Raw genomic sequence first — 15857 nt, forward strand, 5'->3', positions numbered from 1 at the left:
TTTAGATTCACACTAAATCCTTTTTTTCTTATAATTCGTTAAGTTTAAATGATAAGTTCTGTTTACATTTAATTTGTGTTCAGTTTAAATAACTGATGAATTTTTTTATTGAGATATATTCATGAAATTAGAACAAATTGCACTGTTAGCTGGCGTTTCAAGAACGACAGCCAGCTATGTAATAAATGGTAAAGCTAAACACTACCGAGTTAGTGATAAAACCATTGCTAAAGTGATGGCAGTAGTGAAAGAATATAATTACCAACCCAATGCTGTAGCAGCAGGTCTAAGAGCGGGGAAAACACGTACTATTGGTATCATCATTCCAGACTTTGAAAATATAAGTTATACCCGAATTGCAAGTTACTTAGAGCAGTTGTTAAGAAAAGAAGGCTATCAATTATTGCTTTCTTGTTCTGAAGATAATCCGGAAATTGAAAAAGAGTGTGTAAAACATTTAAAACAACGCCGTGTAGATGCTTTAGTCATTTCTTCATCGTTTGTTAATGATTCTGATTATGCGTTTTACAACGGTTGGCAAAATAGTGATACTCCTTTGTTTGCATTAGACAGAACACTCTCAACATCTGAATTTAGGAATGTTGTTGGATCTGACAAAGAAGATTCTAAAATGCTAGCTCAAGCTTTTAATCAATTTGTTGATGGAACAGTCGCTTATATTGGTGCATTACCTAACTTGTCTGTTAGCCAGCTACGAATGGAGGGTTTTAAGGAAGTTGCTTTAAATCATAGCAATAAAGTTGATTTTTTGTGTGCAAATAATTATAGTCGTCGCGATGCAGAGGTTACTTTTAGTCAATGGTTGGCAAATAATGATTTACCAAACGGCATTTTTTCCACTTCTTTTTCTTTATTACAAGGCACCATTGATGCAATTCTGAAAAAGTTTGGTCGTTTACCGGATAATCTAACAATTGCCACCTTTGGTGATAATGAGTTACTCGATTTTTTACCGTGTAAATTGATTGCGTTATCTCAAGATCATAAATCAGTATCAGAAGTAACCATTGAATTATTATTAAATAGTTTGCATAAAAAGAACTATCAACCAGGAACAACAGTCATACCGCGACGTTTAATTTATCGAGGTAGCCTGAGTCGAGAAAAATTGCTAAAAAGTCAAATTAAATCGTCATAGAGCTAAAAAGATTTACTCAAAAAGCTGATCTAGATCACATTTTAGGAATTAATAGATATAATTTATTTGATAATTAGGACGTTTATATTCATTATCGCTGAAACGATTCAATCATGATTCAATAACGATTATGGGATTGCTGAGTTGTTTTTAGTACACCCAATATTATAACCCAGAGGTATTTATTATATGTTTCATTTAGTTAAAGAAGATATCCATTTAAATGAACAAGCAACCAACAAAAGTGAGGCAATTAAAAAGATTGCAGCCGCATTAACTAGCGCTGGTTATGTTGAAGAAGGCTACGTTGATGGTATGCTTGAACGTGAAAGTCAAGCTGCAACTTATTTAGGTATTGGTATTGCTATACCTCATGGCACACCTAAAACTCGCCACTTAGTTAAAAAAACTGGGGTTCAAGTTTTTTGTTTTCCTCAAGGCGTAGAGTGGGGTGATGATGGCGAAAAAGCTTATCTAGCTATTGGTATCGCTGCGAGTTCTGATGAGCATTTAGAATTACTTCGCCAATTAACTCATGTACTTGGTGCTGATGGGGTTGAAGAGCGAATCAAAAAAATTCAAACTGCCGATGAAGCTTTAGCTATTTTAACTGGCAAAGAAAGTGTAGAAGATAGTCAATTTGTAATTGATGAATCCTCATTATTATTGGATATACAAGCTGATAGCTTAACTACATTACAAGCTTTAAATGCTTCACGTTTAAAACAACACGATGCGGTTAATGTCAGCTTTATTACGAACGTACTTGATAATAAACCAAGTTATTTAGGTAATGGAGTATGGTTAAGTGACAGCCGCGAAGGCAATTTAAAAAATGCGATTGCTATTAGCCGTACGGTGAATGATCTTAATCAAGATGGCAAACCTGTTAAGCTTCTTATTACTATTTCAGCTGTTGATGATTCAGTTACAGCTATCGTGAATAACATTGCATCATTAGCTTATAACCAAAAATTAGCATTATTAATTTCTGCAAAAAGTGATGATTTTAATAATCTACTCCTATCAGGGGATCATTCTGTATCATCTGAAACATCAGAAAATGTTAATGATTCATCAAACAGTGGTGCTAATGGTGAAGAATTAAGCCGAGTATTTGTTATTCCAAATGAAAATGGCTTACACACTCGTCCATCATCAGTTCTTGTCAAATTAGTTAAAGAGTTCAATAGCAAAGTGACGGTAGCTAATCTAGATGGTAAAAACGAGCCAGTTAGTGCAACTAGTTTAATGAAAATTGTTGCGCTAGGTGCGAAAAAAGGTAGCCGTTTACAATTTACTGCTGTTGGTAATGATTCAGAACAAGTATTAGATGCAATCGGTAAAGCAATTGAAAGTGGTTTAGGAGAGGGTGCTTAATCATGACTTATCGTGTTGCAACGATCACTTTAAATCCTGCTTATGATTTATTAGGTTTTTGTCCAAAAGTTGAGCTTGGTGATGTTAACTTAGTTCAAACTAACGCTTTGCTTGCTGCGGGTAAAGGTATCAATGTTGCCAAAGTATTATCTGATCTTGGTATTAAATTAACCGTGGGTGGTTTTTTAGGTAAAGAGAATCGTGATGGTTTTAATTTACTTTTTAAATCTCTGAATGTTGATGATAAATTCCAGACCGTTGATGGTCGTACCCGAATTAACGTTAAACTCACTGAAGAAAATAGTGAAGTCACTGACCTAAATTTTTCAGGTTTCACGATTAACGATCAAGATTGGCAAACTTTCGTTTCCAATTCTTTAGAATGGTTGAAAGAGATAGATATGGTTGCCATTAGTGGTAGTTTACCTGCTGGAGTATCACTGGAAAAATTCACAGAATGGATGAAACAAGTTAAAACAATTTGTCCTAAAGTGGTCTTTGATAGTAGCCGTGATGCTTTAGTAGCAGGGCTTAAGGCCAACCCTTGGTTAATTAAACCAAATGATAAAGAACTGGAAATGTGGGTAGGCAGAAAACTATCTACATTATCAGAAATTAAAACAGCAGCCATGGAACTTATCGATGGTGGGGTAGAAAACGTAGTAATTTCACTTGGCAGCAAAGGTGCTTTGTGGGTAACTAAACGTGAAGCATGGTTAGCCAAACCACCTAAATGTAAAGTGGTTAGCACTGTTGGTGCTGGTGATTCAATGGTCGGTGGGTTAATGTATGGTTTATTAAATAATAAATCAATCAAAGACACCCTAGTATTTGCATCAAGTGTTGCCGCTTTATCTGTTGAACAAGCTGGTGTTGGTGTGTCAGACCGTCAAGCGGTTACCAACATGTCGGAAAAAATTGAAATAATCGCTGGATAGGAGTATTCATGAATATATACATTGTTGAAGGTAGCAATTCAGGCCCAGTTAATGGGCGATTAGCTAAAGCGGAATTAGCGTTAGCTGCTAATTCTTTAAATTTTAAAATTGTTGATAATGCAACATCAGCCGATACTATCATTTCGGTTGGTAGCGGTAATATTAGTGACAAATCAGTTATTGGCAAAAAAGTTTATGTTGTTAATGATATAAATGATGTTTTTGCTGATCCTAAAAAAATCTTAAATGATGCACAAAGTAAAGCAACTGTTTATGAACAATCGACTGGTGATACTAGCACTTCTGTGGCAAACAGTGGACAAAAACGTATTGTTGCGGTAACTGCTTGCCCAACAGGTGTTGCTCATACATTTATGGCAGCTGAAGCGATTGAAGAAGAAGCGAAAAAACGTGGTTGGTGGTGTAAAGTAGAAACTCGTGGTTCTGTTGGTGTTGGAAATGAATTAACACCAGAAGAGATTGCTTCTGCTGATGTAGTTATAGCTGCATGTGATATTGATGTTGATTTAAGCAAATTTGCTGGTAAAAAACTTTATCGTACCAAAACTGGTCCAGCTCTTAAAAAGACCGCTCAGGAATTAGATAAAGCATTTGAAGAAGCAACAATTTATCAACCGTCTGGTTCTACTTCTGTTGCAACATCAAGCAATGAAAAGAAAGGCTTTTATCAACATCTACTAACAGGTGTGTCTTACATGTTGCCAATGGTGGTTGCAGGTGGTTTGATCATTGCGCTTTCTTTTGCTTTTGGTCAGTTCCAAGAAGTATTAAAAACAGTTACTGTACTTGAAAATGGCGTACAAGTTGTTAAACAAACTCTTGTAAATGAGCTTGTTGGTGAACCTCATTTAGCTCAAATTGGTGGTTTAGCCTTCTCGTTAATGGTTCCATTGCTTGCTGGTTATATTGCTTACTCAATTGCTGATAGACCAGGGCTTGCTCCTGGCCTAGTTGGTGGTTTACTTGCAGTTTCAACTGGTGCAGGATTCTTAGGTGGTATTATCATTGGTTATTTTGCAGGTTATGTCGCATTAGCTATTACAAAATACTTACCATTACCAAAAAGTATGGAAGCATTGAAACCAATATTAATTGTGCCTTTACTTGCAACTTTAATTACTGGTCTTGTTATGCAATTTGTTGTTGGTACGCCAATCGCATGGTTAATGAAAATTATTACTGTATGGCTAAATACCATGAATGGTGCTAATGCTGTTATGTTAGGTGCATTATTAGGCGGTATGATGTGTACTGATATGGGTGGACCAATTAATAAAGTTGCTTATGCTTTTGGTACTGGTATGATTTCTTCACAAGTTTATGCACCTATGGCTGCAGTTATGGCGGGGGGAATGGTTCCTCCATTAGCGATGGGATTAGCTACTTTAATCGCTCGTAAAAAATTTGCTAAAGCAGAACAAGAGAGTGGTAAAGCGTCTTTAGTTTTAGGCTTATGCTTTATCTCTGAAGGGGCAATTCCTTTTGCAGCGCGTGATCCGTTACGTGTTATCCCTTGTTGTATTGTTGGTGGTGCAATCACTGGTGGTATGGCATTGGCATTTGGTTCAACGTTAATGACGCCACATGGTGGTTTATTTGCATTAGCAATCCCTGGCGTAGTTAAACCTGTTGGTGGATATATATTATCAATCGTTGCAGGCTCTGTAATTGCAGGTGTTGCTTACGCATTGATTAAGAAACCTGAATCACAAACAACAGCTATCGCATAATAATTATGCAACTAAAAACGCCATCAATTGATGGCGTTTTTTTTATATTAAATTATTTTTTTACCCAGCGTTGTAAGTCTTTTGGTATAAAACTGTCCATTTTTTCTAACATTGAATCAGCAGTATCTGAGATAATTAATGTTTGATAAAAACTTTCTCGAATAAATCCCTCTAGTACTGCGTGCTTTAAAAAGTTCAGTAAAGGTTGCCAAAATTGGCTATTAAATAGTGCGACGGGTTTTTCATGATAACCAATTTGCATCCCAGTCCAAACTTCAAAAAGCTCTTCTAACGTGCCCGTTCCCCCTGGCATTGCAATAAATCCATCGGCAAGCTCAGTTAGTCTTGCTTTACGTTGATGCATATTTTCAACAACTTCTAATCGAGTAATACCAAGGTGTGCAGTTTCGGCTTTGACTAATTTTTCTGGAATGATGCCAATAACCTCACCACCATGATCTAAAACGGAATTAGCAATTATGCCCATTAATCCTTTATTGCCTCCGCCATAGATTAATCGTCTATTTTGATTGGCAATAACCTTGCCTAATTGCATAGCCGCTGTACGATACTCTGGACGATTCCCTTCACTAGCACCACAAAAAACACAAATATTCTTTTTCATAAATTTTACTCTACTTGTTAATCTGTACTATTTTAGCATAGTATTCACGCTATTTGCTTACAAGCTGAGCAGTTAAACTTAATTAGTGTTTTATAGATTGACATAATCGTCATAGATAGTTAATATTCTGTCCGTCAAGTGTTCCTCCATAGTTCAGTCGGTAGAACGGCGGACTGTTAATCCGTATGTCACTGGTTCAAGTCCAGTTGGAGGAGCCAACTTTCCACTTTATCTCATATCTATACATCTCTATTTGTTTATAAATCAATAATGTCAAAATCAAATTGATGTAACACATCATAGACAATTTGATTGGGGTTGGCTGAATAGGAATCGGTTTGAGGTTGTAATACCTTGTTGTCGGGTTGATTGGGTTATGATTGTTTATTGTCCGGCTAGGTTGCTCTTTTTTCCATTTTGGGTTGTAGACTTATTTTTTGTTTATGTATCTAACTTTTAATATTATTTATTTTTGACGTTGAAACATTTAGGATCATCAATTGAATTTATGATTAAATTAATTTCATTTCCTTTCTTTCTTGACATACTATATTTACAGATTTGAATAGTATTTCCTGATTGGATTTGTTCCATGGATATTAATTCTAATAAGTTGTTTTTATCCTTTTCAAAGATGAATTTATCAACCGTTAAATGTCTGGTTTCTTGTATAATTTCTAAGGTATATTCTTTTTTACTTACTTTTGTCAAAGTAAATGTTAGATCATTTCTATCACCATAGTTACTAATTAATAATTTATAGTTTTCTTTAAATTTTATATTTCCTTGTTCTATTTGAATTATAAAATGATCATACTGTTGATCCGATACTAAATTTTTATGGAGTTCCCCTGCATTATCAAATTGAATATGAAAAATATTATTTTTAATAATATCAGCTTCGCTCTCATCTTGAATCTTTTGTTTACTATAAACATTTTTAACTTGTCCTTGACAAGAAAAAGTTAATATCATTATTAGAATAAAAAAGATTCCTTTATTTTTTATTAATACACTCATTATATTTCATTATACCTTTTAATATTTCTGTAAACTTCTTTCTTTCTTCTAAACCATTGGGGACTTTTACATTTCATTAATTGCTCATGATACCAATAAAATATATGATTAATAGATAAATTAAATCAAAAATAATTATATTATACTAAGCGTGTTTAACATTGTCCTATTTTTCAAACTCACCGATTAAAATTCGTCCCCCTCGATCTTCAGGATCTGGTTTGTCATGGAATGATGCATGAAAAATGATGAATTTATCTTTATAAAATCCAATTGGATAAGAGGCTGAAAAAAAGCCTGTAAACTTTTGTTCAAACCAAGTTTGTCCATAGTCATAAGAATATCGGAAAATAGGATAAAGGGATGAAATAAGTTTATAGTCGCATACAAAATTTTTATAGCGATAATATCGGCTTCTATCCCCTTTTTCGAAAGTATATAAAAGCTCTTCTTTATTATTATAATAAGAACCTCCACCTTTAGACTTATTTTCATTGAATTTAGTAAAAAAATATTCACCATCCTTATAAGTCAGCACATCATAATTATTATGTAATTGCTGTATGACGGTTTTTGTATTATTTTTCGGGTCGTAGCGAATGACTTGTTTGGCATCTAGAATAAGTAATGTATCATCAGCAGTAACCCAAAAAGAACGGTTGTTTAATTCGTAGGGTAAAGGATACTGTTCCTCTCGATTCAATAAATTAACCAGTTTTAATGCCTTGTTATGGGAATACACGGCATATTTTCCATTAAAATTATAATAGGAGATATCAGCTTCAGAATCATATTCATCTATTTTAACGATTTTTAAACTGTTGTTATCTAAAAGATACATGGAATTTTTTTTACTGTTGTCTGGTAATCTACTTTGAGCTTTTATTAATGAATAATCATTGCTGGGATAAATCCATCTTATCTCTTGTTCGGGAAGCGATAACTCTTGATAACTTTTGCCCCGATCTTTCGATACATGTATTACTGCTTGATACCCTCTTTGGCTTGAATCAAAGGCATTAAGATCTTTATTTCCAATCAAAATAATGGTGTTTTCATTGGGGGCTATAAAATCTTCAAAACGAAAAGCAGACATCGGATCTAAGACAGTTGCTTGGTCGGTTAATTGGTATAATTGATTAAAATCGTATTTGGCTATCCATTTCATATTTCCTTGTTTATCGGGATTACAGCTGAATAAAAAAAGGCTTAATAGAGTAGTGATAATCAATTTATTATTTAGGGATATCATCATAAAAAACACTCTAGTTACATATCTTTTGTTATCGGACTCTTGTTATTAAATTTCAAAAAAACTAACGCCATTATAATGATTAGTTTTGAATGATTATTCTTTTTAATTTACTCATTTATATCGGTTTACTTACCACCGTTCATAATTATGAGAGTGATAAGCATAATAATCGTTTGTTTACTACACAACCTTTAATTCAATTCATCAATTTGTTTATCCACAAATTTGCGTTCGACAAGCTCACCGTCTTTATAGGTTTCTGTGTACAAAAGTTTGCCTTTTTTAGCAGAAGAATAGGGAACATAATAGGGAATAGAGCCGTCTTTTAACTTATATTCTAATTTATAAAACTTGCCTTCACCCTGTATTAACCCATTTTTATATTCGGCTTCAAAATATGAAGTACCAATTAAATGGTTTACTTTCTTCTCAATCCATAAACCTTCGCGAGTATGGTTTTTAACTAAACCTTGCTCTTGATTATCTTTATAGTTACCATTTTTAGGATAGTAACGAATAAATTTGCCTTCGTCATTTAGTTGATATTGATAAAACGGTGTTTGTGTTATTCCGTCCTCAGTAAAGGAATAGTCTCGGGTGGAAATGATCAGGTTTTCATCTATATAAAAAATTTTACCATCTGTAAAACCCATTTCTCCTGAGCGATTATAATAAATTCTTCTAGAATCAACCTGTACTCCATTTTTTAAGGATAACAGATATATAGATAGATTTAGATAACTGTTAGATTCTGATTTTTGTATTGCTAATTTTAAGATTTTATCGCCTTTTTTGAGGTATTTGAATGAAATAATAAAAGGTATCGCTTCTTCTTTATATAAATTATATCTGCTAAAAACCTCATCAGAATCTGAATATTCTATTTTAAAAAGTTTAGGATTATAATTTACGGTTTCCTCACAACCAAGTAAGGAACAAAAGCTATCCCTACTCCCATATCTATGAACAAAATTATTGTACAACTCTGCAATTGAATCTTCGTTTTTTGCTTTATGGAGTATTGCCCGCTGCCCTAATGGTGGTGATATAAGTGCACCTGACAAATCTTTTGCTGTGTCGGGAGTGGCAGGTGTATAAGTTATTGTCGGTTGCCCATACGAACAACCCAACCATAGAGTCAATGTAAGTAAAATAATTATTTTATGCATAGATATTAGGGATTTCTCGAAAGTTATAAATAGATAAATGAATATTATATACGGTATGTATTTTATTTCTATTTAGTTAAACTAATACAATCCGCATAATCACTCATTTTTATTCAGGAACAAAATCACTAATATTATTAAAGACGATATGATAACCATCACCCATGTTTAACTTTATTTTTTTATAGGTAAATTCAACAAACAGGCTTTGTAATGAGTGAAAATCACGCTCTTTTTTAGATAAAAACTTTTTTGCATATTCAATATACTCAGGGCAACAATCCTTATATTTTTCTGGGTTATCGATTATTTCATTCTGATAGAACTGTTTTTGAACCAAATAAGACTCTTTTCGGATCTCATCAAAATATCTTTCATGGCAAATGGCTTCTAGCTGTGATGTAGTTTTAATCGCTGTTGATAAAATAAATTTACCTTTATTGTTATGTAGCAGTATATCTTCTTTAAAAGAAAATGGTAAAAATACATTTCCCCTATCAATATCATCAATTAAGTTTTGAGAAACCGCATATTCTATTTCACCAGTTAATAGGAAATCTTGATCCTTGTTATCTATAAATTCTATTTGGAGATCATCTATACCCAGATACAGCTTTTTAATGATAAAAAGCGTCTTACCTTTTTGTACCAGTGAAAAGTCTTCAGGGTTTAATCCTTTTAATGCTAATTTTTTACTGCCTAACTGAATTAAAACAGGATCATGGTCTAACACAATGACTTTGCTAGAGTTTATGCTTGTTTTTTCCTCTTTATGCGTATAAGCACAAGAAGTCAAAAAGCTAATGAGTAAAAGTATAGCTATCGTCTTCATTATTTTCCTAATTAAATAGTAGTATGTATAAAATCTATATTAAATCCCTAATGTTCATGATCATAATGATTTTGAACACCAGAGTTTAAACCGGAAAACTCTGCCAAAGTTGTCGGAACGCCTATTCACACGCAGTAAGGCATTAGAAAAATGGAACAAATTCGCGAGGGCGATCTGGTTTGGTCGCAGCACGAAACCATTGAAACCACCGCCGCCCCCCCCTTTTTACACCAAAGAAGGCTGGAAAGACGCCGCCGACCTTACCAAACAATACCACATACAAACCAAAAATAAAAAATGGTATTGTGTAAAAGGACAAAATTTTCTTTATACTAAGAAAAAAGTCTATAATTTTGAAGTTGAAGATTGGCATACCTACTTTGTCGGCAAACTCGCTTACCCGGTAAAAACAGCAAAATCGGCAGGGAGGTATTTGAAAGGATGATGCAAGGATTAGAAAGGCAGGAAATCAGCGAATTAAAGAATTTTGGGATAAACATTCTAATAAGTGGAGAAATATAAAAGATGCGGATATGTCCCATATAGAAGATGCCGTAAGTTGGTGGAACAGAGAAGGACGAAAATTTGGCCCCAAAAGCAAAGAAGTACGCGAATGGATGCTTGATAGTAATAATTATGAATTAGAATATTATAAAATTAACCGCAGCAGGGGTGGAAAGCTAAACGAAACGTATAAACCTCCGCTAAAATAAAAACAGAGATAAAATATGGCAAGTATAGAATTACCGGAAGAACTACAAAGTAAAATTAATACATTAGTTTTAAAAGCAAGAGATAGCATACAAAAGAAACACTATTCAGAATTTATCAAATTTCAATATGAAAAGTGGGATCTATTACCTGAACCTAAAAGTCAATGGGAAGAAAGTTATAGAATAGCAAAAACAATGATTACATTTTTCATAAAATATAATATTAATTTTTCAGAAGCTAAAAAATGGTTAATGACGTTAAAAAAACTAGATGATATCCAAAAACAACATCCAGGTGAATTTTTTTTAATGAAAGGTAAAATTGAATATGAGGAAAAAAAATATGATGAAGCTTTTGAATCTTTTTCTATTGCTTTTACAAAATCAGAAGGTCATTGTTTTGGACAAGAAGATAAAATTTATCAAGAGTTTTATTTAGAATACAAGAAGTAGTAACAAATATACCTACAAACCTCCGCTAAAATAAAATATCGATTTTTTAAAAATTTTTCCTTAAAAGAAGTTCGTAAATTAAAAAATATAAATATTTATGTCGATGTGGGATGTGATGCTTTTACATTCTATGAAAATGACGAAATGAACGAGCAACTTCAATCCATATTCGGAAGCAATTATAAAAACTATGTTACTGTTGCCAAAACAGAATTTTCAGAAAACGAAAGAATTAATGCCGATTATTTATCAATTAAATCTAGTAAAATATTGGGATATCCTCAACCAGAAGACTTAGATGGAAATGATGAATTGGAAAAATTTCCTTTTAATGTTTTTCCTTATTTAAATAACGTATTTGAAATAACAAAAAAAGTGAAAATTTTGGAATTATTAGAGGAAAGCAAATTGGAAGTATCTCATTATTAAGCGAACCTAAATGGAATAAAAAAGGTATAGGAACAATATATTGGCTTGAAGATACATTTTTTACTACACCTTCAATTTATGAAAATATATTTAAACCACTAAATATACAAAGCAAAAGTGTAATTGGGTATGGTAATCAAAAACCTCTAGTTACAGTAGTTCAATTGTTACCACAAGGAATATCCTCATCTAAATTAAATATAAATGATAATAATATAGATGAGAAAACACATATCCCAGAGTGGGAAATTACTAGGTTTCATTTAAACAATAAAGGATTTTTTCCGTCTTTTGAAAATCATCCTGGAAATTTTGATTTTTTTGTATCTCAAGAAAATTTTGGTTCCGGTCATGCAAATTATAAAGAAGTCTTTGTATCGCAAAAGCTATATCAACTTTTAAAAAATAATAATATAAAAGGACTAGATTATTACCCAATAAAGAAGTAATAAACCGAAAATTCCACCGTTAGGGAAAGTAATGGAGAAAACCGTGAAAAATTATATTGATAATACTGCAAAATATTCCAACGCAAAACTAAACGGAGCAGAACTTTCAGAAGAAATTTTCCTTCAAGTTCAAAATATGAAAGGAGTTTTCCAAAAAGTATTAGACTATGCCAAAAAGAAAAACGTGACTATTATTTTTTGCTAGTTAAGCTTTTAAGTAAAATATTTTCAGACTTAAAAGCATAGCAATGAATAAGAACAACATTATCCAGTAAACATTTTTGTGGTTGTTTTGATGATGTGTTTCTCATTTAATTCATTACATGGATTAGAAATATGTGATATCTCTTTCCTCTTATTCTTTCCAATTAAATTTTTCACCCGACTGTTTTTTTTGTAAACACTCTTCAGTAGTATATTGTTGTGGGCAGGCAAAGCAGTCTTTTGTATTTTCATTGGTAAAATTTAAATCATCAGGGATTTTTATGATGCCATTTATTGGTTTTATCTCTTGACTTAAGCAGATCAAATTTGCATTTGTATTATCATAATCATCTTTTGCTATTTCAAATTTATAAGATATACGATCCCAACCAGTTTGTTTGAAAATTTCCAACTTATTATTTCTTTCTCGAATAAATAGCTCATAGGCGCTAACACCAATTCTGTTTTGTATTTCGACAATGACATAATCCAATTTATTTATCAAAGAAATTTCAAATACTTGATCATAGGTATTTAGATAATCTATAAAAAAAACTTCGGATTGCAAAATTAATTTCTGTGAAAAAACATTGAAAATATCTAAAATATAAGTATTTCCGAAATTATCTTTAATAATGGGTGACTTTGTATTAGCTGTTTCATTTATATTCTTTTTTTCATTAATGAAACCAACTTCCGAATTTTCGTTATTTGATTGTTTATTACTACAACTACATAGTAATACTATAATAAAAAAGTAACTTATTTTATTTTTCATCACGTTATCCATCTTATTAAGTATCATATTTCATCGATACTTTTTATATCATTAATCGCCAGTAAATTATATCTAGCTCCGTTTGAATAAACCTTTAATAAAAATGCGTTATTTCGTGTTCGTATATTTGTTTTACTACAATATTTTGTAATTATTTCATGGTTAGTAACGGTTAAGTAAAGATTTGCATTATCTTGTTTAAAGTTAAATGCAGTGGGTTCTGTATTATTTTTTTTATATTGATAATAAAGGATAAATTTGAGTTTTTTAGGTAAAAAACCATCCATTTTTTCTTCATCATATATATAGTTTCCTTTCCCACAATAATCAGATAATGTTGCTTCAAATTGCACATTATCCACTTGTATAGAATCTATATTGTTAGGTATAGCATATATATTTGATAATGAGATTTTTTCACCATTAATTAGGGTGAGGGAATTACTAAGAATGAAGTTTACTTCTTCTGATTCTATATTTTTTTTAATGGCGTTAGACACATTTCCTTTGCTGCAATTAGCGATAAAGGGAACAAGTAAACAGAGAGCTATTATTTTCATTTTCTTTTAGATTTTCTTATTTGGGATACTATATATTTTTTTATATCCGGTTGGTGAAAAATAAGTATTTCTTTTATTAGCTACACCTTCAACTTTATATTTTTTGCATATAAAATACAATTTATTTTCATTGAAGGCACCTACGTTTTTATTTCCAATAGCATTATCATAAAATAATAAATATTTTCTAGCTGAATCATTCCTCATTCTCACTATTACAATAAAATGATCGGTGGTTTCATCCTTAATAAGAGAGCTAGGGTGATTATTAACTCGGTATTTCATTTTTAATTGAATCTTTACTTCATAAATACATGCATCAAGCTAAAACTATTTACCTTTTGGGTTTAGCCATACATTTTTCCAGTATTATTTTCATCTACAATTTTGATATTTTGATAAGACTTGCTCATTTTGATGAAATAAAATAAGAATATCTGCACTATCAATCACACTTAATTTATTGAAAATTAGCGGGAATAATACAAGAAGTATGTTCAAGGCTTTTTATTTAGATTTCGAGGCAAAAAAATATATTTTATTGAGACATCTTTATAAATGAGGTATAAAATTTATACACTGAAATTTAATTCTCATTGAAGGCAAACATGAAACGTAACGCAATTATCGCAATATTTATGCTAGCAAGCTTATCTTGCGCCGCAGCAGAACATCACCCACATTGGGGGTATGAAGGACAGGAAAAACCAGAAAACTGGGGAAAACTTTCACCGGAATATTCAACTTGTGAAAATGGTAAAAATCAATCGCCAATCAATATTGATCATGTATTAAAAACAGAACATAGCAAGCTTAAACTTACTTTTGAAGCCGGTCAGCAAAATATTATTAACAACGGCCATACTATTGAGATCGATGTTTCCGGAAATAACCAATTAGAAATAGACGATGAAATATTCACATTACAACAATTTCATTTCCATACACCGAGTGAAAACACCATTAAAGGCAAATATTTCCCAATGGCAGCACACTTTGTTTATAAAAACAAAGATAATGAATTGGCCGTAATCGCATTAATGTTTAATAAAGGTGAGGCTAATTCAGAATTAGCAAAAGCATGGCAACAAATGCCGACAGAATCAGGAAAAAGCGCCATTTTAGCAAACGCCGTTGATATTAAGGCGTTATTCCCAAAGGAATTGAATTATTACCGTTTTAGCGGATCGTTAACAACACCTCCATGTACAGAAGGGGTAAGATGGATCGTGTTACAGCAACAATCCCAAGCTTCAGCAGAACAAATCGAAAAATTCCACTCGATCATGCACCATGATAATAATCGCCCAATTCAGCCATTACATGGACGGGTTATTGTTGATTAAATAAAACTTTTTCTGCTCTAATAGATAATAAGTCAATGGGCTTTACTGACATTTTGAACACCATAATTAAGTTAGTTTAGCCCTTTAAGTATTATCAGAAATCGATAAAGTATTTGCGACATCTACTTCCCTATCATTCACATAATATATAAATTCATTTCTTATTTTCTTCTTTAGATATTTCTTACGGTAAGCAATCTATATAATTTAAATTAGTTTTACTTATTTGAATGCAGGCATATGTGAAGTTTGACATTAACATATGTAGATTTAGTCATATGATTAAAAGTTTTACTCAGATAATAGAGCATTTATGAAGTGATAAAATGATTTTAGGGATTTAATATTGATTAAAATTAAATTGGTGGAGCTGGCGGGAGTTGAACCCGCGTCCGAAATCTCTACATCCTTGGTACTACATGCGTAGTTTGTCTTTAAATTTCGCCTACCTGCTGCGGACAAACACGCTACCGATAGACTAGCTTGATTAAGTTTAATGCTTCCGCCCCAAGCAAGGCTTCCACACGATCTCGTTTGGGTTTGACTCCTCTTTATCCCCGTCCTACGAGCGGAGGCTAGGGAGAGAAGGCTCTATGCAGGTTATTAAGCTGCTAGTGCGTAGTTTTCGTCGTTTGCGACTATTTTTTTGCGGTTTATTTACGAGGCCTACCGCACCTCGGCATGCACCTTGGGTTTCGCAAATCCCGTCGAATCCAGAATCAGCCCCAATTGTGGTATAAGTAATATTAGGGCATTATAGGTGAATTCAAGTAGTAATACAAGTTAACCTATTTCT

General features: G+C 32.4%; 19 protein-coding genes, 1 tRNA gene and 1 other RNA gene. 12 read left to right on the forward strand and 9 right to left on the reverse strand.

All coding sequences use genetic code 11. The features are described 5' to 3' along the window. Positions 1 to 121: 121 nt before the first annotated feature. From cra to fruA, 4 genes are all read left to right on the forward strand, one after another. Positions 122 to 1159, forward strand: a complete 1038-nt coding sequence (gene cra, locus J3U23_RS06115; RefSeq protein WP_220225632.1) for a catabolite repressor/activator — start codon at positions 122 to 124, stop codon at positions 1157 to 1159. Between the two features lie 189 nt (positions 1160 to 1348). Then, positions 1349 to 2539 (forward strand): fused PTS fructose transporter subunit IIA/HPr protein, encoded by a 1191-nt coding sequence (gene fruB, locus J3U23_RS06120; protein WP_267338793.1) that lies wholly within the window; start codon positions 1349 to 1351, stop codon positions 2537 to 2539. Between the two features lie 2 nt (positions 2540 to 2541). Continuing rightward, positions 2542 to 3477: a 1-phosphofructokinase gene (gene fruK, locus J3U23_RS06125; RefSeq protein WP_267338794.1), complete on the forward strand. Its 936-nt coding sequence runs from the start codon at positions 2542 to 2544 to the stop codon at positions 3475 to 3477. Positions 3478 to 3485: 8 nt separating this feature from the next. Continuing rightward, a complete protein-coding gene (fruA, locus tag J3U23_RS06130) occupies positions 3486 to 5228 on the forward strand; it encodes a PTS fructose transporter subunit IIBC (RefSeq protein ID WP_267337132.1) in 1743 nt (580 codons plus the stop codon). A gap of 52 nt (positions 5229 to 5280) precedes the next feature. On the opposite strand, the gene J3U23_RS06135 is transcribed toward fruA, so the two are convergent. Then, entirely contained in the window at positions 5281 to 5853 is a 573-nt protein-coding gene (locus J3U23_RS06135; RefSeq protein ID WP_267338795.1) for a TIGR00730 family Rossman fold protein, read from the reverse strand. Positions 5854 to 5995: 142 nt separating this feature from the next. On the opposite strand from J3U23_RS06135, the gene J3U23_RS06140 reads away from it, so the two are divergent. Next, positions 5996 to 6071 (forward strand) — tRNA-Asn (locus J3U23_RS06140). A gap of 244 nt (positions 6072 to 6315) precedes the next feature. Here the strand turns inward: J3U23_RS06140 and J3U23_RS06145 are convergent. The 4 genes from J3U23_RS06145 to J3U23_RS06160 form a co-directional block, all read right to left on the reverse strand. Further along, complete coding sequence (locus tag J3U23_RS06145) at positions 6316 to 6873, reverse strand: hypothetical protein (RefSeq protein ID WP_267338797.1); 558 nt, start codon at positions 6871 to 6873, stop codon at positions 6316 to 6318. Between the two features lie 166 nt (positions 6874 to 7039). Beyond that, complete coding sequence (locus J3U23_RS06150; protein ID WP_267338798.1) at positions 7040 to 8041, reverse strand: hypothetical protein; 1002 nt, start codon at positions 8039 to 8041, stop codon at positions 7040 to 7042. Between the two features lie 278 nt (positions 8042 to 8319). Further along, positions 8320 to 9297 (reverse strand): hypothetical protein, encoded by a 978-nt coding sequence (locus J3U23_RS06155; protein ID WP_267338799.1) that lies wholly within the window; start codon positions 9295 to 9297, stop codon positions 8320 to 8322. Positions 9298 to 9406: 109 nt separating this feature from the next. Next, on the reverse strand, positions 9407 to 10129 hold the full coding sequence (locus tag J3U23_RS06160; RefSeq protein WP_267338801.1) for a hypothetical protein: 723 nt from the start codon (positions 10127 to 10129) through the stop codon (positions 9407 to 9409). A gap of 109 nt (positions 10130 to 10238) precedes the next feature. On the opposite strand from J3U23_RS06160, the gene J3U23_RS06165 reads away from it, so the two are divergent. The 6 genes from J3U23_RS06165 to J3U23_RS06190 all read left to right on the forward strand — a co-directional run bounded on the left by J3U23_RS06165 (position 10239) and on the right by J3U23_RS06190 (position 12378). Beyond that, the gene (locus J3U23_RS06165) at positions 10239 to 10574 is read left to right on the forward strand and encodes a polymorphic toxin-type HINT domain-containing protein (protein WP_267338803.1); all 336 of its coding nucleotides are present in this window, start codon (positions 10239 to 10241) and stop codon (positions 10572 to 10574) included. 88 nt (positions 10575 to 10662) lie between these two features. Further along, the gene (locus J3U23_RS06170; protein ID WP_416379934.1) at positions 10663 to 10842 is read left to right on the forward strand and encodes a hypothetical protein; all 180 of its coding nucleotides are present in this window, start codon (positions 10663 to 10665) and stop codon (positions 10840 to 10842) included. Between the two features lie 15 nt (positions 10843 to 10857). After that, positions 10858 to 11295, forward strand: coding sequence for a hypothetical protein (locus tag J3U23_RS06175; RefSeq protein WP_267330409.1), 438 nt, complete (start codon positions 10858 to 10860; stop codon positions 11293 to 11295). A 144-nt stretch (positions 11296 to 11439) separates the two neighbouring features. Further along, positions 11440 to 11724 carry a hypothetical protein gene (locus J3U23_RS06180; protein WP_267338804.1) on the forward strand — a complete coding sequence of 95 codons (285 nt, stop codon included), beginning with the start codon at positions 11440 to 11442 and terminating at the stop codon, positions 11722 to 11724. Positions 11725 to 11888: 164 nt separating this feature from the next. Continuing rightward, positions 11889 to 12173 carry a hypothetical protein gene (locus tag J3U23_RS06185; protein WP_267330411.1) on the forward strand — a complete coding sequence of 95 codons (285 nt, stop codon included), beginning with the start codon at positions 11889 to 11891 and terminating at the stop codon, positions 12171 to 12173. A 31-nt stretch (positions 12174 to 12204) separates the two neighbouring features. Further along, positions 12205 to 12378: a hypothetical protein gene (locus J3U23_RS06190; protein ID WP_267337119.1), complete on the forward strand. Its 174-nt coding sequence runs from the start codon at positions 12205 to 12207 to the stop codon at positions 12376 to 12378. Positions 12379 to 12528: 150 nt separating this feature from the next. On the opposite strand, the gene J3U23_RS06195 is transcribed toward J3U23_RS06190, so the two are convergent. Genes J3U23_RS06195 through J3U23_RS06205 form a run of 3 tightly spaced genes read right to left on the reverse strand, consistent with a single transcriptional unit; the run spans position 12529 to position 14000 of the window. After that, positions 12529 to 13155, reverse strand: a complete 627-nt coding sequence (locus tag J3U23_RS06195) for a hypothetical protein (RefSeq protein ID WP_267338805.1) — start codon at positions 13153 to 13155, stop codon at positions 12529 to 12531. 23 nt (positions 13156 to 13178) lie between these two features. Next, the gene (locus tag J3U23_RS06200; protein WP_267330414.1) at positions 13179 to 13715 is read right to left on the reverse strand and encodes a hypothetical protein; all 537 of its coding nucleotides are present in this window, start codon (positions 13713 to 13715) and stop codon (positions 13179 to 13181) included. Positions 13716 to 13721: 6 nt separating this feature from the next. Further along, positions 13722 to 14000, reverse strand: coding sequence for a hypothetical protein (locus tag J3U23_RS06205; protein ID WP_267338806.1), 279 nt, complete (start codon positions 13998 to 14000; stop codon positions 13722 to 13724). 323 nt (positions 14001 to 14323) lie between these two features. Here J3U23_RS06205 and J3U23_RS06210 point away from each other — a divergent pair, with 323 nt between their 5' ends. Continuing rightward, positions 14324 to 15061, forward strand: a complete 738-nt coding sequence (locus tag J3U23_RS06210; protein WP_267338807.1) for a carbonic anhydrase — start codon at positions 14324 to 14326, stop codon at positions 15059 to 15061. A gap of 362 nt (positions 15062 to 15423) precedes the next feature. Here the strand turns inward: J3U23_RS06210 and ssrA are convergent. Further along, positions 15424 to 15788: a transfer-messenger RNA gene (gene ssrA, locus J3U23_RS06215) on the reverse strand. Positions 15789 to 15857: the final 69 nt, after the last annotated feature.

Origin of the sequence: Gilliamella sp. B3367, from assembly GCF_026536825.1 — a bacterium.
GTDB classification, from domain to species: domain Bacteria; phylum Pseudomonadota; class Gammaproteobacteria; order Enterobacterales; family Orbaceae; genus Gilliamella; species Gilliamella apicola_E.